We start from the raw sequence: 24,208 nt of genomic DNA on the forward strand, positions 1-24,208 counted from the left end.
CGGGGGAACCGTGTAATGGTCGGGCACCACGAATGCGCACGAGCTACGGTGAACGGCCATGAGCGAGTTGGAGATTCACCGAGGAGCGGATGCCGCACCGACGGATGTGCGCGCGGGCATCGAGAGGTTCGAGAAGGTTCTGCTCGACAGCATCAGCGCGGTGGGACTGCCCACGGACGGTGTGCTGGTCGAGGTGACACAGCGCCAGCGGGTCCTGGGGAACCTCGGTGGGGCGTTGGAGCGCCTGGACATCGACGATCGCGCGCGGTCCTACTACATCAGCAAGATGATCGCCGCGGCCGCGGCCGGTCTGTTCGACGCGGCCCTGAACTACCTCTGGGACGAGACCATCGCGGAGCTCCGCCGTCGCGTGGCCGGTTACGACCTCGACTACTTCTTCGACGTCGCGGTATCGGCTCCCGAGAAGCGCAAGCACCTGAGCACCGCAGACCACCTCAGTCAAATCCAGGACGTCGACCTGTTACGCGCCGCCCGTGACATCGGCCTGCTCAGCGACGTCGGACACGCCCAGCTCGACAGCGTGAGATACATGCGGAACCATGCCAGCGCCGCTCATCCCAACCAGACGGAACTCACCGGCCTGCAACTGGTGACGTGGTTGGAAACGTGCATCCTCCAGGTCATCACCCTCCCGGTGGACACGGTTACCGCCGAGACGGGAAAGCTGTTGCGCAACATAAAGCAGCGGCGGCTGTCGTCACAGGAGGTGTCCTCCACCGCCGGCTTCTTCGACCGGTTGCCTCCCGATCGCGCGGACGCACTGGCCGCCGGGTTGTTCGGCCTGTACACCGCCGACTCCTCGACCCCGGACACCGCGGACAACGTGCGCGTCCTGTGGCCCGAGCTGTGGCCCTACGTGTCCGACGAAGCCAGATACAACTTCGGGACCCGCATCGCGCGTTTCGTCGCGAACGCCGACCATCCGCAGGCGACGAGCGCGCGAGAACTGTTCGACCTCGTGGACGCGGACGCCTTTCTGCCGGCCCCCGTTCGCATCGCCGAGCTCGATCACGCGATCGACGGCCTCCTCGAAGCACACCGGGGTTGGAACAACTTCGCCACCGAGCCGACCGCCGTTCGCCGTCTGGACGCGTTGGTCGGAGCGAAGGGTGAGGTTCCCCCAAGTCTGTCCACGAAGTACGTGAAGGCCGTCGTGGAGGCGTTCCTCACCAACGGCAACGGTGTGTGCTGGGCCGCCGAGCCCACGTACCGGGCCATGTTGGAACGCCTCGACTCGGTGCAAGCAAGCCTGGCCTTGCGGGCCTTCGTCGACACGACGATCTCCGGCAGACTTCAGACCGCGAGAGCCCGAGGCCAGTGGGAAGACCTGCTGAGCATTCTCGAATCGAAAGTGACTCGCCGAAACGACCGCGACCTCCTACAGGCGATCCGGTCATTCCCACGAACCCCCGACAAATTGCGTCTTGACGAGACCATCATGCGCCTGGCCTCACCACCGCGAGTCCAACCGGCGAAGCCCCGGAAGCGATCATGACCCGCCCAACGTCGCGACCTGCGGTTGGCGCCCCTTCCCTTGCCCACCGTCCGCCCGCGACGCACCACCTCGCCCGTCCCACCCCTCGACCCTTCCGCGCGTGCCGAAACTGGTCGGAGGAAACACCGGACCCACCCCCGTCGACCTTCGCAGCAGCGGACCTACGCCCCTGGATGCCGGAACGACGGTGGACAGGGCGAGGATCCGGAGTCGCGTGATGGCGGTGTCTCCGGCCCGAGTCCTGCACACCCTCGCGATGGCCGTTCTTCGAGGCATCGCCGGCGGTGTGACGGGCGCCTGGCTGGTGTGGAACGCTCCGATCCGGACCGCGTCCTGACCGCCTGCCCCGACCTGGCGATCGCCCATGCCCTGGCCGGCGACTTCTCCGCGATCACCCGCGAACGACGCGCCCCGGGGTACGACCCGGCCCCATCGACACCACCGACACGGAAGACGACGCTGCCATGACACGTTCGACCCCGCCGACAGGACCGCCTTCCTGCACACCAGGGCCGACGGATGGACACGCCCGAGCCGGTGGAGGAACGTCTCCGCCACTACGCCGAGGACGCCGCCTACGAGGACATCCCTTGGCTGCACACGTACGACGGTTACGAGGAGATCCGTCCGTACCCACGTATGACCGAAGCGACGCGTGGCCCCCACGCACGAAGTGGTGCGCTCGATGAGGCACGGCAGGACGCGTAAGATCCTGCCGGAATGCCGACGACGTGGTCGGCGCACGATTTCGGTCAGGGCGTGAGCATCGAGGAGTTCGCCAGAGCGGTCGCATCGCCCGGGAGATCGCGTACCGGGACGCCTTCGACATGCTGCGGCGGTCGGCTCGCCGCCCGAACCGGCGAGCGTCACCACGATGTGAGAAGAGCGCGACCGAACCCCCGCACGGCACAGGGCCATTCGCGAGCGCAACGATCCCCGTGCTCGCGTGACCGGGAGCCGCCGCCGTCAAGCCAACGCCGACGCCGGTGTCTCGTCGCGCCGGGGGAGTCGGCGGAAGGTGGGATCGTACGCGGCCGGGTTCGAGCCGACCCGAGATTCGAGGAACGTCAAGGTAAGCGGCCCCGTGTCGGATACGTCGAACAATGGCTGGAAATACACGTTCAAGCAGTCCTGGACGACGCAGTATTCAGGGCAGCCCCGACGGCCGGGGGGCGAGTCCGATCGAGCGGTGACCCTCGTTGGCGCGACCACGGTCGAAAGCTCCGGTCGCGCGGCGGAGCACCGTATCGGGATACGAGGAATCATGTCACGCCGCCGGAGCAACCAGCGTCTGGCCCTGCTCCTGGCCCAGTCACAGCTCGGCGCGGGCGAACTCGCCCGCGCCGTCAACGCTCTGGGCACCGCACAGGGAATGCGCCTGTGCTACGACCGTACCTCGGTCGCGCATTGGCTCACCGGGTCGCGGCCGAGGCCCGCAGTCGCGGAGCTGGTCGCCGCCGCGCTGGGGTGGCCCCTGGAACGCGTCGTCACCGTCGGGGACATCGGCTTCGATCCGGTCGACGCGACCGGCCCGTCCGCCCGCGAGGCCGCCCTTCGGGACACCGCCGACCTGTGCCGGGACTGGACCTGCAACGAGCACCGACCGGCGGACGTCGTCTACCGCGCGTCGCGCGTACCGCACTGGGATCGGCCTGTGCCCGCGGATCGTTCGCCCGTCGGTGGACGTCGGGCCACCGTCGCCGACGTCCAGGCACTGTCGGACCTGACGGCGCAGTTCGCCGTGCTCGCCGAACGTCATGGCGGCGCTCGCGTCGGGCCCGCGCTGGCGGCGTGTTTCGCCACGTCGGTACCCCGACTGCTCACAGCCCCCGCCTCCGCCGAGACCCATCGGGCGCTATTGGTCGGAAGTGCCCGGATGGCGCACGTGCTCGCCACCACCGCCGAGGACGCCGATCATCAGGGCTCGGCGCAACGGCACTTGACCACCGCGTTCCACCTGGCCCGAGAGGCGGACGATCGCGGCACCGGCGCCATAGTCCTGCGCACGATGAGCCGACAGGCGCTGCGTCTGGGGTGTGTTCGCCAGGCCGCCGACCTCGCGGACGCGGCCGTGGACGCGACGTCCGCGCACACGCCCGCCACCCGCGCCTTCGTGCTGTCCCAACGGGCTTGGGCGCACGCCGCCCAACACCACCGCCGGCCCGCCCTCGCGGACCTCGACGAGGCGGAACATCGACACGAACAGGCCGTGGACCACCCCGGGGAGGGACCCTTCGCCACCTATCCGCGACCCGGCTTCGAATACCAACGCGCGCGAATCCTCGACACGCTCGGCGAATCCGGTCCGGCCCTGCGGGCCCTTCGCGAAGCCGCGCAGCGGCGATCACCCCAGCAACGCCGAGCCCATGCCGTCACCCTCGCGCGCCTCGCTCGCGCGCAGTGGCGGGACGGAGACATCGAGGCCGCAGGCGCGTCCTGGCACACGTTTCTGGACCAATACCCCCACCTGGGTTCGACGCCGGTTCACCACCAATTCGTTCATCTGGGTCGGCTCCTGCACCAGTTTCCGCGGCTTCACCAGTTCCAGCCGCTGCGCGAACGCGTTCGCGGACTCGCCGCCCGTTGACGGCGAGTCGATGAGGGGCGGGATCGCAAGGTCGGGTTGCGCAGCTGTGGTGAAGGGCGGCCCGCGGTCCTCGGGCCGTGCGGACGTTTCGGCGCAATCCGTTTTCCGGTGGGCGCGACCGGAGGCGTGACCGAGGCGAGCGCTGACGCAGTGCGGCGGGTGTGGAGGGTGTGGCGGTACCTTTACCGCGAACGAGTTGCGATATTCCAACCATCGTGTCGGTTGTTTCCTTGGATGCGCGCCCAGGCTTGACTTACACGCGTGGACGATCCCAAGAGCCGTCGCGCTCGCTGGAGCACACGTCCGTGCGAACCGCCGCCGGATGCCTTGCCCGATCACGAGCCCGCATCGCCCCCGCCCGAATGCTCGGGGACCGATGTGCACCCCCCGGGGGATGCGCAGCCTGTATCTGGGGTTCATCGTGCGTAACCCTCATCCGCCCCGGCCGAGTGCGGCCGCTCTGCTCACGGCCGGCGCATTCCCAACGCGTCCAACGCTGCGATCCTGCCCACCGGGAGCTCGTCCGCCTGCTCCTGGTGCCCACGTCGTTCGGGCACGCCGCCCCGGGTTTCCTCGCCCCGCCCGGCCGCGTGCGCGGTGTGCCGCCGTCACGGCACCCACCACCATGGCGGGCGCCCTTCGACGCGCACGTCCCCGGCTTCTTCCATGGGTTCCCGCTCGGATATCGGGACCCGGTCACCCCCACGCCGAGCCGCGAGGCCCCGGCCCCTCCCGAGCCGAGGCGTCGCTCGCGGTGGACGGCCTATGGGGACGCCTCCACCTGCGGTTGCGTGAACTCCTGGCCGACGCGGGCTAGGTGGACCCGTCCCGCGGCCTGGTCGACACCGTGCACGTGCGCGCGAAAACGGGGGCGAACCAACAGGTCCGAGTCCCGTGGACCGGGGCAAGGCGAGTTCCAAGCCGCATGTCCTGTCCGACGGCGATGGGCTGCCCCTCGTCGTCGGCCTCTCCGGTGGGAACATCCACGACAGTCGGGGCCTGAAGCCCCTGCTCGAAGCACTCCTGTCGAAACACGACTCCCACCACGGCCGGTCCCGGAAGCCGACGCGTCTGCACGCCGACAAGGCCTACGGCATCCCGACCTGCGCAGACGGGTACGGGGCCGTCGCATCGGAGTGCGCATCGCCCGCAAGGGCGTCGAATCGAGCGAACGCCCGGGGGCGCCAACGACGGAAGATCGAACGCACCTGTCCTGGTGCGGCGGTTACCGACGACTTTCCCCACGCCACGAACGCCGCGCCGCGACTCCACCTGGCCTTCCTCATCGTCGCAGCCGCACTCGTCCGCTACGAAAGGCTCCATCGCGACACCACGCAGGACACCTGCCCGGCCTCGTTTGCCCAGCCCGGGTTGGGCTCTGTCCGCCCGAAGCGGAACGATGTCCTGGGCGTGCGGAGGGACTCCGCGAGCGGCGATGGTGCGATGTTCAGGCGCGGGTGGGTGTCGGTGGTGGGCACGACGCGTCCCACGACGGCGAAGCGCACGGGCGTTCAACGCGTTCACGCGTCGTATCCCCGTTCTCCCTTCCGCCGAGTCCCGCACTGGGGGCTTGATGGACATGGAACCGATGGGCGGAACCCCGGCGGACTTTCGTACCCGGCGCGCGATCCGCGGCCGTGGACCCATCCGCCGACCCATCGCGACCACCGGGCGCAGGAACGTCGGCGCCGCAGCCCACACGCACACCGGAGCGGGAAATGGACCAGGGTCGGGAACCGAAGGGGGTGGCGGTCGCAGCATCGGGCCGCTCGGCCGGGGCGGGAGCCCGTATCGGCGGATTGGGCGCGTACCGTCCCGAGACCGTGGTGGTCAACGAGCAGGCCGCCGCGTGTGCCGGTGTCGGCACGGATTGGATTTCGAGGCGAGTGGGCATCGAGGAGCGGCGTCACGCCGGCGCGACCGAGACGGTCGTGGCGATGGCGGTCGCGGCGGGCAAGAACGCGTTGGCCGAATGCGGCGCCACCGCCGACGACGTCGACGCGGTGATTCTCGCGACCTGCTCCCTGCCCTCACCCATGCCCAACGGGGCGGCGTCGGTCGCCTCCGGTCTCGGCTGCGGGGCGTCGGCGGCGTTCGACCTGAACGCCGCCTGCTCGGGTTTTTGTCACGCCCTGGCCGTGGCCGACGCCCTGATCCGGGCGGGAACGGCGCGGGGGGTGCTGGTCGTCGCCTCGGAACGCATGACCGACTGGGTGACGGCGGAAGACCGCGACACCGGGCCGATCTTCGCCGACGGCGCCGCAGCGGCGTTCGTCGTGCCTTCGGCGGAGCCCGCGATCTTCCCTGTCGCGTGGGGCAGCGGCGGCACACAGGCCGACCTCATCACCATCCCCCATGGGACGGGCCGGATGGAAATGCAGGGGCGCAAGGTCTTCCGGTGGGCCACCACCGCGCTCGACCCCGTCATTCGCGCCGCCTGCGAACGGGCGGGGCTGACACCCGTCGACCTGAGGGCATTCGTGCCACACCAGGCGAACCTGCGCATCATCGAAGTCCTGAGCCGGAGCGTCGACGCGCCCGAACTGGTGACCGCCGACGACGTGGTCCATGCCGGCAACACCTGCGCGGCCTCCGTTCCACTGGCGCTGCACGCGCTGCGCGCGGCGCGTCGGGTCAGCTGCGGCGACCCCGTTCTGCTCTTCGGGTTCGGTGCCGGGCTGACTTACGCGGCGCAAGTCGTCCTGTGCCCGTAAGACACCACCAGGCCCATCCCACGCACGCCCACACCGTCGATCGTTCCCACACACCCCATGGAGGAGAAAAGCCGTGGTCACCGACGCGAACACCCTGCTGCAGGTCCGGAACATCGTTTCCCTGCTCACCGAACGGCCCGTCGAGAGCATCGGCGCGGACGACAGGCTCCTGGAGGACCTCGACCTCGACTCCCTGCAAATCTCGGAGCTGGCGCAGCAACTCGAGAACGCGCTGGGCAAGCCCATCGACGACGACTTGCTCAACGTGGCCGGCGCGACGGTCGCCCTCTGCGCGGAGATCGCACAGGTTTCCTGACACGGCGCGGGTCCGGCGGTCCGACTCCGTACGAACATGGTCGGTGGCCTGTCACCGACCATGCACCCATCCCGCACGAGCCGCACGCATCCCTGCCCCCTCCGTCCGGCTGCCCCGTCGAACCGCGTCCGGCACGGCAGGAAGCGGCGGGGCGCGGCACCACACGGCGACAGCGGCGCATCCCGACACTTCCGGTGTGAGGCCGGCCGCCACCCGCCACCCGGCGCGTCGTCACCAAGGAACGCCGGACACCACCACCGGGGCTCGGCCCCGCATCGGAAGAGAGAGGTCGACGAGCATGGGCGCAACGCCCTTCATCCCGGCGGACGTTCGCCGCCGCACCGGGATCCGCGCCGGTTTCGGGCCGGTCCCGCCCGTCCTTCTCGCCGCATGGCCCTTCCCCGACACGGCGCAGCACAACGACGGTTCCCGAAGCGGCCCGTGCCCGCACACGGGAGGACGTCCGGCGGTCATGGCGCACGACGCGCACAGCGGAGCGCGGGAGACGAGCCCGCCGGTGGCGCCTCGAGCGGGCGGGGGCGCCGCTGCGCAGGGCGTCGGGGAGGGGCGGGCCCATGCGAAGGTCATCCTGCTGGGGGAGCATGCCGTCGTCTACGGCGCGCCCGCCGTGGCGCTGCCGGTACCCGGGCTGGGTTGCCGGGTCCGGGTTGCCCGTCGGGATCGGGACGGGCACGGACTGCTGGGATTCCGGTTCACTCCCGTCCCGCCCGGCGTGCCGTCCGGCAGCCCGGCACGGTTGCCGCGAACGCCGGAGGGCGTCATTCCGGAGGGGCTGCGGATCCTCAGCGAAGCCGTTCTGCGCCTCACGGGCCCGCGGATCGCGCCGGGGGTGGACGTGCACGTGGAGAGCGGGGTGCCGCTCGGTCGCGGTCTCGGCTCCAGCGCGGCCTGTGCCCGGGCCCTCGTCCATGCCTTGGACGATCTCTTCGAACTGGGGCTGGGGGAGGACGTCGTCTTCCGGTACGTGCAGATGGCCGAGAACACGGCGCACGGCAGGGCGAGCGGCATCGACGCCTGGACCACCGGCGCCAACGGACCGGTCCTGTTGGCGGACGGACGGATCAGTACCCCGCCGGTGGGTGCCGACTGCTGGATCGTGGTGGTGGACAGCGGCACCGGCGCGTCCACACGAGAAGCCGTGGGGATGTTGCGCGAGCGTTTCGCGAAGGATCCCGGCCGCCGGGACGCCTTCCTCGCCCACTCGACCGCCCTCGCCCGCCGAGCCCTGTTCGACCTGGAACACGGTCGCCTGCGGGAACTGGGAAGCGCCCTGACGGACAGTCACACACTGCTCGCCGGCCTCGACCTGACCACCGACCGCACGGACTCCCTGGTGGACGCCTCGATCCGGGTCGGCGCACTCGGCGCGAAGATGAGCGGCGGCGGACTCGGCGGCTGCGTGATCGCCCTGCTGCCCGACCGAACCGCCGCCGACACCGCGGCCGCTCGACTGACCCGCGAGCACGGCGTCCGCTGCTGGATCACCCCGCTGCCAAAGGGGGACGGCAATGTCGACGTCTGAAGGCGCGATCGCCGTGGCCCACCCCAACATCGCCCTGGTCAAGTACTGGGGAAAACGAGACGAACACCTCGTCCTGCCCTGTGCCGACAGCCTCTCCCTCACCCTGGATGTCTTCCCCACCACCACCGAGGTCCGCCTCCACCCCCACGCCACGCGAGACTACGTCACGGTGGACGGCGTCCTCGCCCGAGGTGAGACACCGCGGCGCATCACGGCCTTCCTGGACCTGGTACGCGATCGGGCCGGCAGGACGGAAAGGGCCCTGGTGGCGACCCGCAACACGGTCCCGACCGGCGCCGGCCTCGCCTCCTCCGCAAGCGGATTCGCGGCCCTTGCCCTGGCCGCCTCCCACGCCTACGACCTGCCGCTGGAGCCGGCGGTGCTGTCGAGACTGGCCCGCAGGGGTTCCGGATCGGCCGCGCGGTCGATCTTCGGCGGGTTCGTCGTCTGGCACGCCGGCGCGCCCGACGCACCCGACCCCGACCTCGCCTCCTACGCCGAGCCCGTCACGGACGCCAGGGTGGATCTCGCAATGGTGGTCGTGCTCGTGGAGACCGGCCCCAAACCGGTTTCCAGCCGTGAGGCGATGCGCCGCACCGTGGCCACGTCCCCGCGCTTCCACGACTGGCTCGCCGCGACCCGCGGCGACCTCCAGGCCATGCGCGCGGCGCTTGCCGGGGGCGACCTCGCCGCGGTGGGCGCGATCGCCGAGAGCAACGCCCTCGGCATGCACAAGACCATGGAAAACGCGGTACCGCCCGTGCGATACCTGACGGACGCCTCACGCCTGGTCCTCGACTCGGTACGCCGCATGCGGCACGCCGGCACACAGGCGTGGGCGACGATGGATGCCGGACCCAACGTCAAGGTCCTGTGCGCCGGTGACGACGCCGAACACGTGGCGTACGAGCTTCGGGAACTGTCCGATCGGCCCACGGTCGTGGGTCGATCCGGCCCCGGCGCGACCCTGCGCACCGGGGCCCGGAGATGACGAGCCCGGTCACCCACGCCGCGCCGGGGAAACTTCTCATCGCGGGGGAGTACGCCGTTCTGGAGCCCGCTCAACCGGCGATCGTCGTGGCCGTGGACCGGTTCGTCACCGTCCGTGCGTCCACACCCCAACAGGGCGACGTGGTCTTCGACACCGACCTCCTCCCGCACGAGGTGGCCCTGGTGCGCGGCCGTACGGGTCTGCGCTCCCCGGACCCGGCGGACACGCCACACCTGACCAGGGCACTGGCCCACCTCGTGTCCGCCGTCGAGATCGTCGACCGACTGCGAGCCGAACTCGCTCTGCCGCCCGTGCCGTTGCGCCTGACGGTCCGCAGCGGCTTGCACGAACACGGCGTCAAGATCGGCCTGGGCTCCAGCGGAGCGGTGACCGTCGCGGCCGTAGCCGCCCTGACCGACTTCCACAGCATGCCGACGACGCCGGAACTGCGCTTCCGCCTTGCCCTGCTGGCGAGCATCGGCGTCGACGCCGGCCCCTCCGGCGCGGACCTCGCGGCGAGCACATGGGGCGGTTGGATCTCCTACCGGGCGCCGGACCGCGCGCTCCTGCTCCGGCGCCTGCGCCGGGACGGCCCTGCCGAAACCCTGCGCGCCACCTGGCCCGAACTGACCGTCCGTGCCCTGCCGCCCCCGAACACGCTGTCCCTGCACACCGGTTGGAGCGGCAGCCCGGCCTCCACCTCCGCCCACGTCCACCGGCTCTCCCACACCGCATGGCGGCGCGGCCCCGCCTTCCGACAGTTCCTCGCACGCAGCGCGACGTGCGTGGACGCGGCCGCCCACGCACTCCGACACGACGACCCGGGGGCGCTCCTGGACGCCGTCCGCGACGCGCACCGCCTCCTGGCCGGCCTCGACGACGCCACCGGACTGGGCATCTTCACCCCCCGACTGACCGAGCTGTGTGCGGCGGCACAGACCTGCGGCGGTGCGGCCAAACCGTCCGGCGCCGGCGGAGGCGACTGCGGCATCGCCCTGCTGCCGGACAGCGCCGACCCCCGAGCCCTGCACGCGCGATGGGCGCGGGCCGGGATCACCGCCCTGCCGCTGCGGGTCACCCCGGCACCGAGACCTCGACCGGGCGAGCCCCCCTTGGCGGGACCCGCCCCCGGCCCGAGCCCGCATTCCCTCCTCCCCGACCGAGGGGCATCCCGATGAGCGCATCACGCAAGGACGACCACGTACGGCTCGCCCTCGCCCAACACGAAAACGACAACGCCAACGGCGTCAAGCCCGTCGAACCGCCCCGGCCACGAAGCCAGTTCGACGACGTGCACTTCGTGCACCACGCCCTCGCCGGCACCGACCGCGACCGGGTCTGCCTGCGCACCCGCTTCGCCACCCTCGACTGGCCCGTCCCGCTCTACATCAACGCGATGACCGGCGGCAGCCCCAGGACCGGGGAGATCAACCGCGACCTGGCGATCGCCGCCCACGAGACCCGGCTGCCGATCGCCGGCGGATCCATGAGCCCTTACCTGCGGGACCCCTCCACCGCCGGAACCTTCACCCCCCTGCGCCGCCACAACCCCGGCGGTTTCGTGATGGCGAACGTCAACGCCGGCACCGACCCGGAGCAGGCACGCCGAGCCGTCGCCCTGCTGGACGCGGACGCCCTGCAGATCCACGTCAACGCCGTGCAGGAAACCGTCATGCCCGAGGGGGACCGCTCCTTCGGGTCGTGGCCCGCGGGGATCGAACGCATCGCCGCGGCGATCGACGTCCCCGTCATCGTCAAGGAGGTCGGCTTCGGCCTCAGCGGCCGCACCGTCTCCCACCTCGCCGAACTGGGCGTCGCCGTCGCGGATGTCGCCGGGCGCGGCGGCACCGACTTCGCGAGGATCGAGAACGGCCGCCGCCCACACGGTGAGTACGCCTACCTGGACGGCTGGGGCCTGAGCACCCCCGCGGCCCTCCTCGACGCCCGCGGCCGCGGTCTGCCGCTCCTGGCCTCCGGCGGCGTGCGCCACCCCCTCGACGCCGTCCGCGCCCTCGCACTGGGAGCCCATGCCGTCGGCGTCTCCGGCGGCTTCCTCGCCATCCTCCTGGACGGCGGCGTCAACGCCCTCGTCCGGGAGATCACCACTTGGCTGGACCACCTCACCTCCCTCATGACCCTCCTGGGCGCCCACCACCCCGCCGACCTGGCCGGCTGCGACGTGCGCCTGACCGGATCCCTGCGCGAGTTCTGCGCCCTGCACGACATCGACACCACCAACCCCCGAGGAGATCCGCGATGACCGATCAGAGCATCCGCGGCACGAAGCCCGCCCGGCGAGCCGCACCCGGCGCCGCGCACGTCCCCCTGTCCTGGGTCGGCCCCCTGCGAATCTCCGGGAACGTCGCCACCGACGAGGTCGAAGTCCCCCTCGCCACCTACGAGTCGCCCCTGTGGCCCTCGGTCGGCCGCGGCGCGCGGATCTCCCGGATGGTCGACGCGGGCATCCGCGCGACCCTGGTGGACGAGCGCATGACCCGCTCCGTCCTGGTCGAGGCCACCGATGCGGCCACCGCCCACCTCGCCGCACGCGCCGTACACCGACACATCGACGAGCTGCGCGAGATCACCCGCGGTACCAGCCGCTTCGCCGAACTCCTCGCAGTGCGCGACGAGATCGCCGGAGCACTGCTGTTCCTGCGCTTCGAGTTCTCCACCGGCGACGCCGCCGGCCACAACATGGTCACCCTCGCCGCCGACGCCCTGCTCGGCCACATCCTGACCCACATACCCGGCATCACGTACGGATCCGTGTCCGGCAACTACTGCACCGACAAGAAGGCCACCGCCGTCAACGGCATCCTGGGTCGCGGGAAAAGAGTCATCGCGGAAATCGAGCTCCCGGAACACATCGTCACCACCCGCTTGCACACCACGGCCGCCGCGATCAAGCGACTCAACACGAACAAGAATCTGGTCGGCACGCTCCTGGCCGGGGGCATCCGCTCCGCCAACGCCCACTACGGGAACATGCTCCTGGCCTTCTACCTCGCCACCGGCCAGGACGCCGCGAACATCGTCGAGGGCGCGCAGGGCGTCACCCTGGCCCAGGACCGCGACGGCGACCTCCACTTCTCCTGCACCCTGCCCAACCTCATCGTCGGCACGGTCGGCAACGGCAAGGGCCTCGCCTTCGTCGACGAGGCCCTCATCCGGCTCGGCTGCCGCGAGGACCGCCCCATCGGGGACAACGCCCGCCGCCTCGCGGTCCTGGCCGCGGCCACCGTGCTGTGCGGCGAACTCTCCCTACTGGCGGCGCAGACCAACCCCGGCGAACTCATGAAGGCCCACACCCTGTTCGAACGCCCCGACGGAGACGATCGCCATGCCCGCTGACCGACCCATCGGCATCCACGACCTCTCCTTCAGCACCACCAGCCTCGTCCTCACCCACGCCGAACTCGCCGCACACACCGGCGCCGCCCTGGGCAAGTACCACCACGGCATCGGCCAAAAGGAAATGAGCGTGCCCGCTGTCGACGAGGACATCGTCACCATGGCCGCCGACGCGGCGGCACCGATCATCGAACGTCATGGCGCCGGCCGCATCCGCACCGTCCTGTTCGCCACCGAAACCTCCATCGACCAGTCCAAGGCCGCCGGCGTCTACGTCCACTCCCTGCTCGGCCTGCCCCCGAACGTGCGGGTCGTCGAACTCAAACAAGCCTGCTACGGGGCTACCGCCGCCCTCCAGTTCGCCACCGCGCTCGTCCACCGCGACCCCACACAACACGTCCTCGTTTTCGCCGCCGACATCGCCCGCTACGAACTGGACACCCCCGGAGAAGCCACCCAAGGCGCCGCGGCCGCGGCCATGCTGATCACAGCCGAACCCGCCCTCGTGGAAATCAACGCCCCCTCGGGCCTGTTCACCCACGACGTCATGGACTTCTGGCGCCCCAACCACCGCACCACCGCACTCGTCGACGGCAAAAAATCCCTCACCGCCTACCTGACCGCCCTCGCCGGCGCATGGCACGACCACCGGGCACACCACGGTCCGCCGATCGAAGAAATCCACACCGTCTGCTACCACCAGCCCTTCACCCGCATGGCACACAAGGCACACCGCCACCTCCTCGAAACCGCCGGGACGCCGGCCGACACCGCCACCATCGAACACGCCGTCGCACCCACCATCCGCTACAACGAAATCATCGGCAACAGCTATACCGCGTCCCTCTACCTCGCCCTGGCAGCCCTGCTCGAGGAAGACGACAAACTCGACGGCCGCACCCTGGGCTTCTTCAGCTACGGATCCGGAAGCGTCGCCGAATTCTTCACCGGACAGGTCACCCCCGGCTACCGGACCGCCCTGCGCACTCGAGCCCACCGCGAGGCCATCGCACGCCGCAGCCCCATCGACTACGACACCTACCGGCGCCTGCACACCCAACCCCCACACACCGACGGCGGCCGACACGCCCTGCCCCACCGCACCCGAGGCCGCTACCGCCTCGCCGAAATCCACGACCACCAACGCATATACGAACCGGCCCCCACCCGCGGAGAAACGCACCCGGCGACCGAGGGGCCGTAGAACCTCCGGTGCGACTCCGATCACGGACACAACAGGGCGCCCGCATCGAGCGGGACACCCAACCGACGTCGTCGTCGCGCAAGGGCGGCGATGGACCGGCCTTCCAGGTACGCGGTGCGCACAGCGTCGGGCTTCGCAGGTGGGACGGCGAGACGGCGTCCGCCTTTGTCGCCTCCGGCGGCCCCGGCAGCCCGCGCACCGTCGTGGATAGGCAGCGCCGCCTGGTCGCGGTGGAGGACCTTGGGCACATCGAGGATGTGCCCGATGCCGCGCACGAGTCGTCACTGCGCCGAAGCCCCCTGTCCGCGGTCTTAACCGACCCTTGTCCGGCGCGGCCACGCCGGACAAGGGGTGCCGGACCAGGGGACCTGTGAAAACGCGACCGGAAACGAGGCCCTCGCCGCCGGCGGCGACCGGAGCGGGACCGTGGCGGACAGGGGGGCCGGTCAAGGGGTTTCCCGAGCTTGACCAGGCACTCGCCGACGCCCGAATCTCCGCCTTGTCCACGCGGTTTGTCCGCATGGTTCGCACCCCGGCGAAGCCATTTTCGGGAACAGTCCCGCGTGGATGTTCACCGGTCCCGACTCCGTCGCTCGCGAGTGTCCGGCGTTCGGTCATCTCCCGATGCGCCGGCGAGGGTCGGTGATTCGTCGTCCTGTGCCGACGAACCCGAGCACCTGTGATGCCGGCCCTCGACGCGTCGGCGTCCCGTTCAACGCGTTCACGCCTCGCTCGTGAAATGCGGGCAGGGTCGGCGCGTGGTCGGGAAGGCATCGGCACATACCCCGGTCCGTCCGGCGGGCCGGGGCCGAGCGCGAAGCCCTTCGAGAAAGGCGATCGACCGTGACCGCGTCACCCGCCTCCCCACCCCGCACTCCGACACCCGACCCGGCGAGCGTGCGCCACGCGGTCGAGCACATTCTCGACGACTTCCTTGCGACCAAGGCCCGCGCGGCCGACGACGCCGGACTGCCCGGTGAGATCGCCGAGGTCCTGCGCGGGTTCGTCCTGTCCGGAGGCAAACGCCTGCGGCCGGTGCTGTGCACGCTCGGCTGGCATGCCGCCGACGCGCACACCGACACCCCGCCACCCCCGGTCCTCAAGGCGGCCGCATCCCTGGAGTTGTTCCACGCGTTCGCGCTCGTCCACGACGACCTCATCGACCGCTCCGATACCCGACGCGGCCGACCCACCATGCACCGCACCCTTGCCGCCCGCCACCGCCTCGCCCGAGGCCCGGCCGAGGCGGAACGCCTGGGCACCGACACCGCGATCCTGGTCGGCGACCTCGCCCTGGCCTGGTCCGACGAACTCCTGCACACCGCCGGCCTCGCCCCCGCCCGACTCGACGCCGCCCTGGCCGTGGTCGACCGCATGCGCACCGAGGTCATGTACGGCCAATACCTCGACGTGGCGGCCACCGGCACACCCACCGACGACGTGGACGCCGCGCTGCGCGTCGCCCACTACAAGACCGCCCGCTACACGATCGAACGCCCCCTGCACCTGGGCGCCGCCCTCGCCCCCGCCCCGCCCCCGGGCCTGACCGAGGCCCTGACCGCCTACGCCCTGCCCCTCGGGGAGGCCTTCCAACTGCGCGACGACCTCCTGGGTGTCTACGGCACCCCCGACCTCACCGGCAAGAGCGCCCTGGAGGACCTCCGCGAAGGCAAGGCCACCGTGCTCATCGCCCTCGCCCTGCGCCGCGCAGCACCCCGCGGGCGCGCCGTCCTGCGTTCCCTGCTGGCCGACCCCGACCTGAACGAGGACGGCGCCGCCACCGTCCGCGCCGTCCTCGACCTCACCGGCGCCCACCGCACCGTCGAGGACATGATCGACACCCGCCGCCGCGACGCCGTCCACGCGGTGGAATCCGGCCCCTTCACCCCACCCGTCGCCGCCACGCTTCGCGACCTCGCGGACCAAGCCACCCGACGCGACATCTGACCCCGCCCGAGACACCCGCCCGGTCCCGAGCGCACGACGCCCCCGTTGCGCACCCGTCGTCCCAGAGGACCAGCCGTCATGACCGCGACGCGCCCACCGCACATGACCTCGCCCCGGCCCGTGGTCGTCCCACCGCGACGACCACGTCGGCCTCGGAGAAACCGATCCTCGGATCGTCACTCCCGGCACCGAACGGCCTGTGTGCGCGCTGGACGAGAAAATTCCACGGATACACCCGAAGGAGTGGCGTCATATGAACGCGTTCGCCAACGTGTGGAGTGCTGAATCATGTGGCCTCATCGAGGCCGACGGCACATGTGTTGCCCAATTGGCTGACATTCGGATGAACTCGGAAGCGAAAGCTGCGATCCGGGCTCGATACGAGGAGGCGTCGAACTCTGATGATGCGACCACGTACATGATTGCGGAGCCGTCGTACACTCCGCACGTGTCCGGGAAAGTGAGGCGGTATCGTCAAGGGGACGACATGGGCTGGAAGGTCATCCGGACCGCACATTCGAGCGAGCTTCGGGAGTCCGTCGAATCAAGTCCCGTCGCCGAAACGGTGATCAATGTGATCTCTTTGGTGGGGCGCGAGCTATGGGCAAAGGAAGGAGCGCAGTCCAGGGGGATGGATCTACTCTCTGAAATCAGTCCAAAAAAAGGAGGAGAGGTCCGCAGGCTGCTGGACGAATACGTGGCACGAAATGCCGATTCGGCCGAATCGGCGGTACCGATGATCTTGCGTGATTTCTTTGCCAGTATCTACCGCTGGCAGGTCCCGCGGGTTCGTGACGGCCGGATACTCGATCTCTGCGGGGCAACCCGTAACCTCACGATGGCCGTCGACTACCCCGGCGCCCCCGATGATTCGTCCGGAGGTGGTCATGATTCATATGTTGCAGCGGCGAGCGAAGGCCTCACGTGTCTGGGAGGGAAGGCTGCGACACAGGCGCTGAAGGATTCGGCGGTGACGGACGCGGTCATCCTGATGAAGAATTCCATCACGACGTCCTATCTGGAACGTTCAGGCCGGGAGACGGGTTACCGACCTGCTCCCGGAGTCGTCACGCCGGAAGAATACCTGGTGGCCCGTTGGTGGGACGGGGACATGGTCGGCTTCTACCGCCTGGCCATGGGCACGGCCGAGTACAGGCACCTTTCGGATGAACTCGGCTGTTTTCGAGCGATTCGGGAGTGCGGTCGGATGAGACGCGTCGTCGAGAATCTCATTCGATACAATGACATCATCGATGTCATCTCCGACTATACGAGTCGAGAGGCATTCAACGAGATTCACGTGGCGCTTTCTGCGAAGGGGAGCGCCAGTGTCATCGGCTATGCCGATGCGCTGGCCGCCGTGACGGACCGCGTCATCGACTGCGACTGTCGAGAGGACGGTCACCAAGAAGCGGCGGAAATGGGCATGGGAGCCTGCCTGTGGTATCTGATAGTGCCTCGATATCGTGGAAGGGCCCAGATCGACTGCCTTTCGCGTACGCCGCGGGACGATGTGAGGACCAGCTTCGACTGGCTTCCCTGTGGCGAGAGGCTGACCGCTGTTTCCGCCACCGCTCTGACGGCGGGAAATACGCTGCACTCGCCCGAATGGGAGCCGCTGTGGTTCAGGGAGACCCAAGGGAACCGCAACAGGGACGCCGATTCACGGACCGCCGTCGAGGATCTCGCAAGGAGGACGGCCCGGAGGATACGTCTACCCTGCGAAGGGGGCATCGATCCCGTGATCGAGACCCTCCAGGCCGAAGCGAAGAAGGTTCTCGAAGGGTGCGAGAGCCTTTCCGACAAGGCACGTTTACGCGCCTTGTCGGAAAAATGGTGTGGATTGTTCGATATCGGAGTTCTCGATCCGGACGGGAAGCCGCTTCATTCTCGCGGCTCCCAGGAGGAGTTGCGGAGCCTCATTCCTCGAATATGGAATCACGTCGTCGTCGGCTCTGAAGGACCGGCGACGAGCGACACGGATGAGGGCCTGTTCATCGACGTCGACCGGACGATCACTCGCACCTACCTGGAATCCCCAGAGGTCGCCCTGACCCTCCGGCGCGCCTTCCTCGGCGTGACCACAAGCGCCGTGGAACTCAGTGGTCTAAACCCTTACGGTCGCCTGGTGGATGGCGTCGCCAGGTTCCGGCAACACCACGAATGACGTGCCCGGTGCCCCCCGCACATGCGGGAGCGGCATCGGCCAGGCCCGCGAACCGGTGGGTCATCGGCGCCGCACGCTCTTCAAGGAGGCGCGCGGCCGACCTGCGAGCCCCGGCCTGCGCGCGTCATCGCGCCATCGGGGCCCGGGTGCGAGTAGGGGGTTGAGTCTGGTGAAGTTGCCTGACCAAGTTGTCGCGAGTTCGCCGGGTGCTTGGTCCGGCGGTGGCGTCGAGTGATCGCCGGCGGCGTATCGGCTCCAGAGCGTTCCCGCGTCGGTGGCCAGGCGAGTGGTGCTCTCGTGGTGGCAGCCGACGACGGGGGCCGGCATCTCCAGGAGAGGTCGACGGATCGCGCCCCCCGTGCCGCACTGGTCGGGATGCCTACCAGCGTCAGGTCCGCGGATAGGTGGTTCGGCCCAACGGCCGGCCGGCGCGTCTGCCGGGAAAGAGCCGGCGCGAGGCGAGATTCGTCCCGGTGTTCGTGTTGCTGCGGTGGGCCGGGTGGGCGAGCAGTAGAGCGGCCACCGATTCGGGAACGGGCGAGGGCGGTTCTCCCGGCTTCGGGAACACGATCATCGTCTTGGACGATGTCTTCGATGGTGAGCAGCATCGTGGCGCGGCAGTGTGGTGGTGAGGGTTTCGCGGGGTCGGTCCGGTGGTGGCCCGCCCGTGGGGTGTGCTTCGGGAGACGGCCCGGGGGAGTGTGACCAACGCGCGGGCGAGGGCGACGGTTTCGGAATAGGTGACCACGGCGCGGGCCAGGAATGCGGCCGAGACGCCGCCGGTCGCGGTCGGTGCGGAGTCGCCCGCGGTGAGCCGGCTCAGCCGCCCCTGCCGGCGCCGCGCCATGTGGCGCCCGCAGTCGTATCCGCGGGTGGTGACCGCTGCCGCCCAGGTATGCGCGACCGTGCCGTCGCCGTGTCGTGCGAAGCGCCGGCGGACCGGGCGTGCGAGGCCGGTCTCGGCTGCGCCGTCCCGTCCGCTTTGAACGTTATCGGGAAGGCCCTGTGGACCGCGGCCGGGTTCCGAGGACCCGCCGGTCGTCCTGGTTGTGGCCCTCGATCCGGCACGTCACGACCCTGTGCTCCGGGCGACTACGGGAGCGGCGGGCGGTGAGGGTCTCGCTCTGGGCGCGCAGCGTGTCGCCGACATGCACCGGGTGTTCGAACCGCACTTCGTCCGGGGCGAGATTGGCGGTGGTCAGGCCGCTGGTGGACCGGACGGTCATGCCCAGCACGATGTTCAGGGTCAGGAGCCCGCAGACCAGTACCTGGTCGCGGCCGGTGCGTTTGCAGAACTCGACGTCGGAGTGGATCGGCGCCTCGTTGCCGGTGAGGGCGAGGATCTGGACGTGTTCGGCCAGTGTCACGGTCCTGGCCGGGCGGTGCTCGACCACCCGGCCGACGACGAAGTCCGCCAAGCCGAGCCCGACCAGTTCACGGACCCGGTTCTCCCCGACACTGCGGTATCCCGGGGGCAGAGCGTCAGGCACGGCGGGACTCCTCGAACGCGGCGGAAGGGGCGTCTCACCCGCGCGGACGGCGAGAGCGCGGGCCGCGGCCACCAGCGGTGGCCCGATCGTGCGGTCGCCGACGGTGGTGATGGCGCCGCCGGCGGCGTCTGCGGCACTCAACACGGCGCGCGCGTCCGCGAGTTCGCGCGGGTCCGGTCGGAACGCGCCCCGCATGACAGGCACCTGGTTCGGATGGATGGCGACCTTCCCGGCGAACCCGAGCTCGACGGCGTCCTCGACGTCCCGTCGGAGCCCGTCCACGTCGCCCAGATCGAAGAAGGAGTCGACGGCGGACAACCCGGCGCCCGCCGCCCCTGCGGCGTAGTGGGCCGCCCCGAACAGCACGCCCGCCAGGACGGGGAGCGCTGGATGCCCGACAGGTTCCCGACGGCGAGAGGTGTCTCGATCAATGCCCACACCCGACACCCTTCCGCATCGGCGTCCAAGAGCTCTCCAACCACATCGACATCGCGCGCGGCTTCGACCTTGGGAACGAGCAGTACCGGCGGCCACAGCGCGCACTCCGCAAGCGTGACCAAGTCCTGCAACCCGTGCAGCGTGCCCACCGCGTTCACGCGCACCCCGGGCACGCAGCCCCGTCGCCACCGAGTCGGTGGGCCCGGGCGAGGAAGGAGAGCACGTCGGCGCGCGCGACGTCCTTGGCGACGCCGGGGACGGAGTCCTCCAAGTCCAGCAGGGCGACGTTCGCGCCCGAGCCCCGCGCCGTCTCGAAGCGGCCGGGAGAGGTCCCCGGCGTGACCAACCAGACACGACGATCCGGCACGGCGCAACCGGTGCCTTCTGCCGCAGCTCCCGTCACAAGGCCTCCTGCCACGACACGGCGCGCCGGTCCCCGCGCGCGGCGCCGTCCGGTCCTTGCGCAGCCCGGCCGTCGGCCGGTGGTACGAACCGCGGTCGTCACGCGACCCGGTGCTCCTGGGCCGGCCTGCCGGTCCCGACCGGCCCCGACCAGGGGCACTTCGTCGGGCGGTTCCTGCGGAAGGGACGAACCACAGGGCAAATCACCGGACACATCGCGGGATTCGACGTCCGGCGGTGTTCTTCGCTGCCGCGGAACCGGTTCACCTCGCTACCGTGGAGACTCGGGCCGACGAGCCGCCTCGGGGGTACCGAATGAGCCAGGGCACGAACGCAACCACGCACGAACGAACACACCCGCAGGCGCCGACCGGTCCGGCACCGAACGAGCGGCTGCGCGAGCCCACCCGCGAACGCGGGTGGACCCACAACGAACGCCCGGCAGCTTGCCCGCGCCGCCCGAGCCGAGGGAATACGCGGTGCCGCGTTCGACCCCAAGACGATCGGGCGTTGGATGCGCGGTGAGTCGACCTGGCCGTGGCCCGATCACCGCAGATGCCTGGAGGCGGTGTTCGAACGCCCGGTGGTGGACACCGGATTCGTCCCGCCCCGGAACCGCGGACGCACCCCCGAGCCCCGTCGCGAGACGGGCGAGGGGCCCCCGATCCCCCGGACCCATCGGGGCACCGTGTCCTTCCTCGTCACCGCAACAGGGAGCGACCTGATGCACCTCGACCGACGCAACTTCATGACCATGGCCGGCGCGGCTGCGCTCACGCCGGCCTCCGCATGGCTCCGCAAGGACCCCGACGCCGACACCACCGGCGACGGCACCAGCGCACGCGTCGAGGACACCCAGGTCACCCGCATCCGCCGCCGCATCGACGACTTGCGCCTGATGGACGACGACCTCGGCGGAGGCGACCTCATCACGTTGATCAGCGCCGACCTCGCCTACATCACCAGCAGGCTCCGTCACGGCCGCAACACCGACGTGAACGTCGTCAAGGACGCCCTCGACCACACCGGAATCCGCTGGAGCGAACACCGTGGTTGCGAGGCCGATGACGTCATCGCCACCCTCATCACCCGCGCCCGCGCGAACGACCGCCTTGTGGACGTCATGAGCGCCGACAAGGACTTCGTCCAACTCCTCGCCGACCCGGGGGTGCGGCTCCTGAACACCGGATTCCGCGAAGACCGCCGCTACACCATCGGCGACCAGATTCGCCCCCGCCACGGAGTCACGGCCGAGCAGTGGCCGGACTACCGGGCGCTGACCGGCGACCCCGCCGACAACATCCGCGGCCTGCGCGGCGTCCACGGTCGTACGGCCGCCAACGTGACGGTGTTGCCCATCCGCAAGGGCGGCTCGTGCAGCGCCTACGTCGGGATGCAAGGGAGTGAGGCCGCCGTGCGAATTCGAAAGACGGTGCCGGCAGTGGTATTCGAAAGGGACTCGGGAAGGTCGCCGCGCGTGGTTTTGGCGACATCCGCATCAGCTACGCCGGCGTCGGCACCGGCGGACAACGACTCGACCGACAACTCGACGCCCTCAACCTGCCCCGGGCGACGGCCTGGCTCCTGTGCCCACGGTGTCGGGGCGTCGGCCGGGGCGGAGCACGAGGACCGGCCGACTGGGGGCACGAGACTTCGGCCGTGTCGGGTCGTACGGCCGTGCCGGGTGCGGGCGGATGACGTCCGCGACCCGGCACCCTTGGGTCACGCCGCGCCGGGCACGAACATCTTCGCCAGTTGGCCTGCGGCGCCGATCACGACGCCACCGCCCAACGCGATCGACGCGACACCCAACACGATTCGACGCTTCGTACGTGCGCGCACATCCGCCTCCGGGATGAGGGGTTCGAGGACCGAGCGTGACGCGACCATCGTCGCGGGTCGCGGTGATCGACTCAAGAACGGCGGACGGTAGAGCGACGGGACGGAGGTCGAGACCGGCGAAGTCGAGTGGTCGGTTGTTGGGAGCCGCGACTCGGACTGGGCGGGTGAGGGCCGAGCGAACGGGGGGACTTCGACGACCCGGCATGGGGCACGGCCGGGGAAGTGGTTTGCACCCAACCTGAGTTGTCGCATGGAGGGGACGAGGAGCCGGACGCCCCCGAACGGCGGGCGCTTCGAGACGAGCGCGCCCGCCGGCCGACACGGCGCCGACCTTTCCGACTCCGGTGTGCCGCAGGCGTTGTATGCGTCGCCCCGCAGCTGTCGGACCACTACCTGCCCACCCTGAGTGGAGCCTGTCGCGCTCCGATGCCGTGATCACAGCGGCCACGGCCTGATTACGTGACGACCCGCGTGTTCTCGTAGGTCTGCCGGCATGACGGCAGGCTGCCACCACTTGCGGTCGCCGACCCGCGTGTCGGCCGGGCGCAGTCGGCGGGGGCAAAAGGCCCGGCGCTTACGAAACAACCTCCGGCTAGGGTGCGTACTGCAGGCCCTGAACCGCCGTCACGTACCAGTCGCCGGCGGCTTGGGACTTTCTCCTGGCCAGTGCCTGGTTGTTGCTGTCGAGGTTGTTGTACTGGATGCCTCGCCACCCGGTGGTGAGGTCGGTTTGGGAGATGGCCCCGAAGAGTTGGCCGACGACCGAGGCGTCGTACGTCACCGCGGAATAGAGTTCCTGGTCCCGAGGGACCTGGCCCTGGATGTTGGCGTTGCAGGCTCTCTCGACGAACTCGGCGTCCTGGACCTCCTGATAGACGCAGTGTGCGCCGCTCTGCCCGTCCAGCACGCGCGACCAGGAGTTGCCGACGGTCTGCATCTGCCGCCGCACGGCGTCCTGCCTGAGGTCGATGCCGGTCTCCTCGAAGAACTCGATCCGGCCCGCGGTGATCACGTCGGGGGCGACCACGGAGCCTCCGGGGATGACGAGTTGTCCCGATCCGTTCAGGACTGTGGGCGTGGTGGGGTTGCCGCCGAAGCGGGACCCGTACACGTTCTTCCAGGCGACCAGAACCCGATACTGCCTGGGGTTGGCGGTGGGGATGTCGTAGATCAGATGGTAGGCGTACATCGCTTCCTCTCTCCTTCGACGCGTCGCGGTCAGGGTGTCGCGGTCGGCGTGGCGCGGTCCGGTTTGCGCATGCCCTATTGGGGGGACCCCCGGATCCCCGGTCCCCCCGTTCCCGGGATGCGGACTCCGGTGACAGGTCGCCCCCGCGCTGTTCGGGAACGGTTCACGCGCCCCGGTGAGTCGGTACGATCGCGATCGGGATTCGGATGGTCTCGGTCGACAGGTTCGGCTTGACGCACGGCCCCCGTAGCGGTTGCGTCCCCTGTGTCGACCTACCGTTGCCCCTCATCACAAGCCCCCCCGGCTCGATGGGTGCATCCCTGTACGAAACAACCGATACAGCGTCAAGCACCTTCACTTTAGGTACTTCACCCATCTGCCTGCAGCTCTATGGACACAAAAGCGAGGTTTGGCGCAATCTCGTGCCATGCCACCGGAGTTGGCCAGATACATTGTGCGCCCCTGGGACCTGACGCATTCATGCCAAGGGTCCGACGGCTTGGCCGGA

The 24,208-nt window shown here is 69.9% G+C and carries 18 protein-coding genes and 1 pseudogene; 15 read left to right on the plus strand and 4 right to left on the minus strand.

What is annotated here, in order from left to right; all coding sequences use genetic code 11:
• Positions 1–58: 58 nt before the first annotated feature.
• From B4N89_RS30550 to B4N89_RS49170, 14 genes and pseudogenes are all read left to right on the plus strand, one after another.
• Positions 59–1,516: a hypothetical protein gene (locus B4N89_RS30550; RefSeq protein ID WP_201260944.1), complete on the plus strand. Its 1,458-nt coding sequence runs from the start codon at positions 59–61 to the stop codon at positions 1,514–1,516.
• Positions 1,517–1,822: 306 nt separating this feature from the next.
• Positions 1,823–1,984: a hypothetical protein gene (locus B4N89_RS50070; RefSeq protein ID WP_161500867.1), complete on the plus strand. Its 162-nt coding sequence runs from the start codon at positions 1,823–1,825 to the stop codon at positions 1,982–1,984.
• 796 nt (positions 1,985–2,780) lie between these two features.
• On the plus strand, positions 2,781–4,103 hold the full coding sequence (locus B4N89_RS30560) for a hypothetical protein (RefSeq protein ID WP_078978979.1): 1,323 nt from the start codon (positions 2,781–2,783) through the stop codon (positions 4,101–4,103).
• A gap of 760 nt (positions 4,104–4,863) precedes the next feature.
• Positions 4,864–5,438 (plus strand): annotated as a pseudogene (locus B4N89_RS51760) (transposase); the annotation flags it as partial.
• Between the two features lie 410 nt (positions 5,439–5,848).
• On the plus strand, positions 5,849–6,817 hold the full coding sequence (locus B4N89_RS30570) for a beta-ketoacyl-ACP synthase 3 (RefSeq protein WP_268812532.1): 969 nt from the start codon (positions 5,849–5,851) through the stop codon (positions 6,815–6,817).
• Between the two features lie 73 nt (positions 6,818–6,890).
• Positions 6,891–7,133 carry a phosphopantetheine-binding protein gene (locus B4N89_RS30575; protein WP_078978981.1) on the plus strand — a complete coding sequence of 81 codons (243 nt, stop codon included), beginning with the start codon at positions 6,891–6,893 and terminating at the stop codon, positions 7,131–7,133.
• A gap of 472 nt (positions 7,134–7,605) precedes the next feature.
• Complete coding sequence (mvk, locus tag B4N89_RS30580) at positions 7,606–8,676, plus strand: mevalonate kinase (RefSeq protein ID WP_161500868.1); 1,071 nt, start codon at positions 7,606–7,608, stop codon at positions 8,674–8,676.
• Positions 8,663–9,667, plus strand: coding sequence for a diphosphomevalonate decarboxylase (mvaD, locus tag B4N89_RS30585; protein WP_078978983.1), 1,005 nt, complete (start codon positions 8,663–8,665; stop codon positions 9,665–9,667). The genes mvk and mvaD overlap by 14 nt, the downstream gene beginning before the upstream one ends.
• Positions 9,664–10,845 (plus strand): phosphomevalonate kinase, encoded by a 1,182-nt coding sequence (locus B4N89_RS30590; protein WP_078978984.1) that lies wholly within the window; start codon positions 9,664–9,666, stop codon positions 10,843–10,845. Before mvaD ends, B4N89_RS30590 begins: the two co-directional genes overlap by 4 nt.
• A complete protein-coding gene (gene fni / locus B4N89_RS30595; RefSeq protein WP_078978985.1) occupies positions 10,842–11,927 on the plus strand; it encodes a type 2 isopentenyl-diphosphate Delta-isomerase in 1,086 nt (361 codons plus the stop codon). The genes B4N89_RS30590 and fni overlap by 4 nt, the downstream gene beginning before the upstream one ends.
• Entirely contained in the window at positions 11,924–13,021 is a 1,098-nt protein-coding gene (locus tag B4N89_RS30600) for a hydroxymethylglutaryl-CoA reductase (protein WP_078978986.1), read from the plus strand. Before fni ends, B4N89_RS30600 begins: the two co-directional genes overlap by 4 nt.
• Positions 13,011–14,225 (plus strand): hydroxymethylglutaryl-CoA synthase, encoded by a 1,215-nt coding sequence (locus B4N89_RS30605; RefSeq protein WP_078978987.1) that lies wholly within the window; start codon positions 13,011–13,013, stop codon positions 14,223–14,225. The genes B4N89_RS30600 and B4N89_RS30605 overlap by 11 nt, the downstream gene beginning before the upstream one ends.
• 843 nt (positions 14,226–15,068) lie before the next feature.
• Positions 15,069–16,172 carry a polyprenyl synthetase family protein gene (locus B4N89_RS30615; protein ID WP_078978988.1) on the plus strand — a complete coding sequence of 368 codons (1,104 nt, stop codon included), beginning with the start codon at positions 15,069–15,071 and terminating at the stop codon, positions 16,170–16,172.
• A gap of 253 nt (positions 16,173–16,425) precedes the next feature.
• On the plus strand, positions 16,426–18,339 hold the full coding sequence (locus tag B4N89_RS49170) for a hypothetical protein (protein WP_143658137.1): 1,914 nt from the start codon (positions 16,426–16,428) through the stop codon (positions 18,337–18,339).
• 388 nt (positions 18,340–18,727) lie between these two features.
• On the opposite strand, the gene B4N89_RS49175 is transcribed toward B4N89_RS49170, so the two are convergent.
• From B4N89_RS49175 to B4N89_RS50080, 3 genes are all read right to left on the minus strand, one after another.
• The gene (locus B4N89_RS49175) at positions 18,728–18,913 is read right to left on the minus strand and encodes a hypothetical protein (protein WP_143658138.1); all 186 of its coding nucleotides are present in this window, start codon (positions 18,911–18,913) and stop codon (positions 18,728–18,730) included.
• A 415-nt stretch (positions 18,914–19,328) separates the two neighbouring features.
• Positions 19,329–20,195, minus strand: a complete 867-nt coding sequence (locus tag B4N89_RS51765; protein WP_235618863.1) for a MaoC/PaaZ C-terminal domain-containing protein — start codon at positions 20,193–20,195, stop codon at positions 19,329–19,331.
• A 226-nt stretch (positions 20,196–20,421) separates the two neighbouring features.
• A complete protein-coding gene (locus tag B4N89_RS50080; protein WP_161500870.1) occupies positions 20,422–20,634 on the minus strand; it encodes an aldolase/citrate lyase family protein in 213 nt (70 codons plus the stop codon).
• A gap of 549 nt (positions 20,635–21,183) precedes the next feature.
• Between B4N89_RS50080 and B4N89_RS30640 the strand changes: the two genes are divergently transcribed.
• Positions 21,184–22,602, plus strand: a complete 1,419-nt coding sequence (locus tag B4N89_RS30640) for a hypothetical protein (RefSeq protein WP_078978990.1) — start codon at positions 21,184–21,186, stop codon at positions 22,600–22,602.
• A gap of 501 nt (positions 22,603–23,103) precedes the next feature.
• Here the strand turns inward: B4N89_RS30640 and B4N89_RS30645 are convergent.
• A complete protein-coding gene (locus B4N89_RS30645) occupies positions 23,104–23,700 on the minus strand; it encodes a hypothetical protein (protein ID WP_078978991.1) in 597 nt (198 codons plus the stop codon).
• Positions 23,701–24,208: the final 508 nt, after the last annotated feature.

The organism is Embleya scabrispora (genome assembly GCF_002024165.1).
Classification (GTDB): domain Bacteria; phylum Actinomycetota; class Actinomycetes; order Streptomycetales; family Streptomycetaceae; genus Embleya; species Embleya scabrispora_A.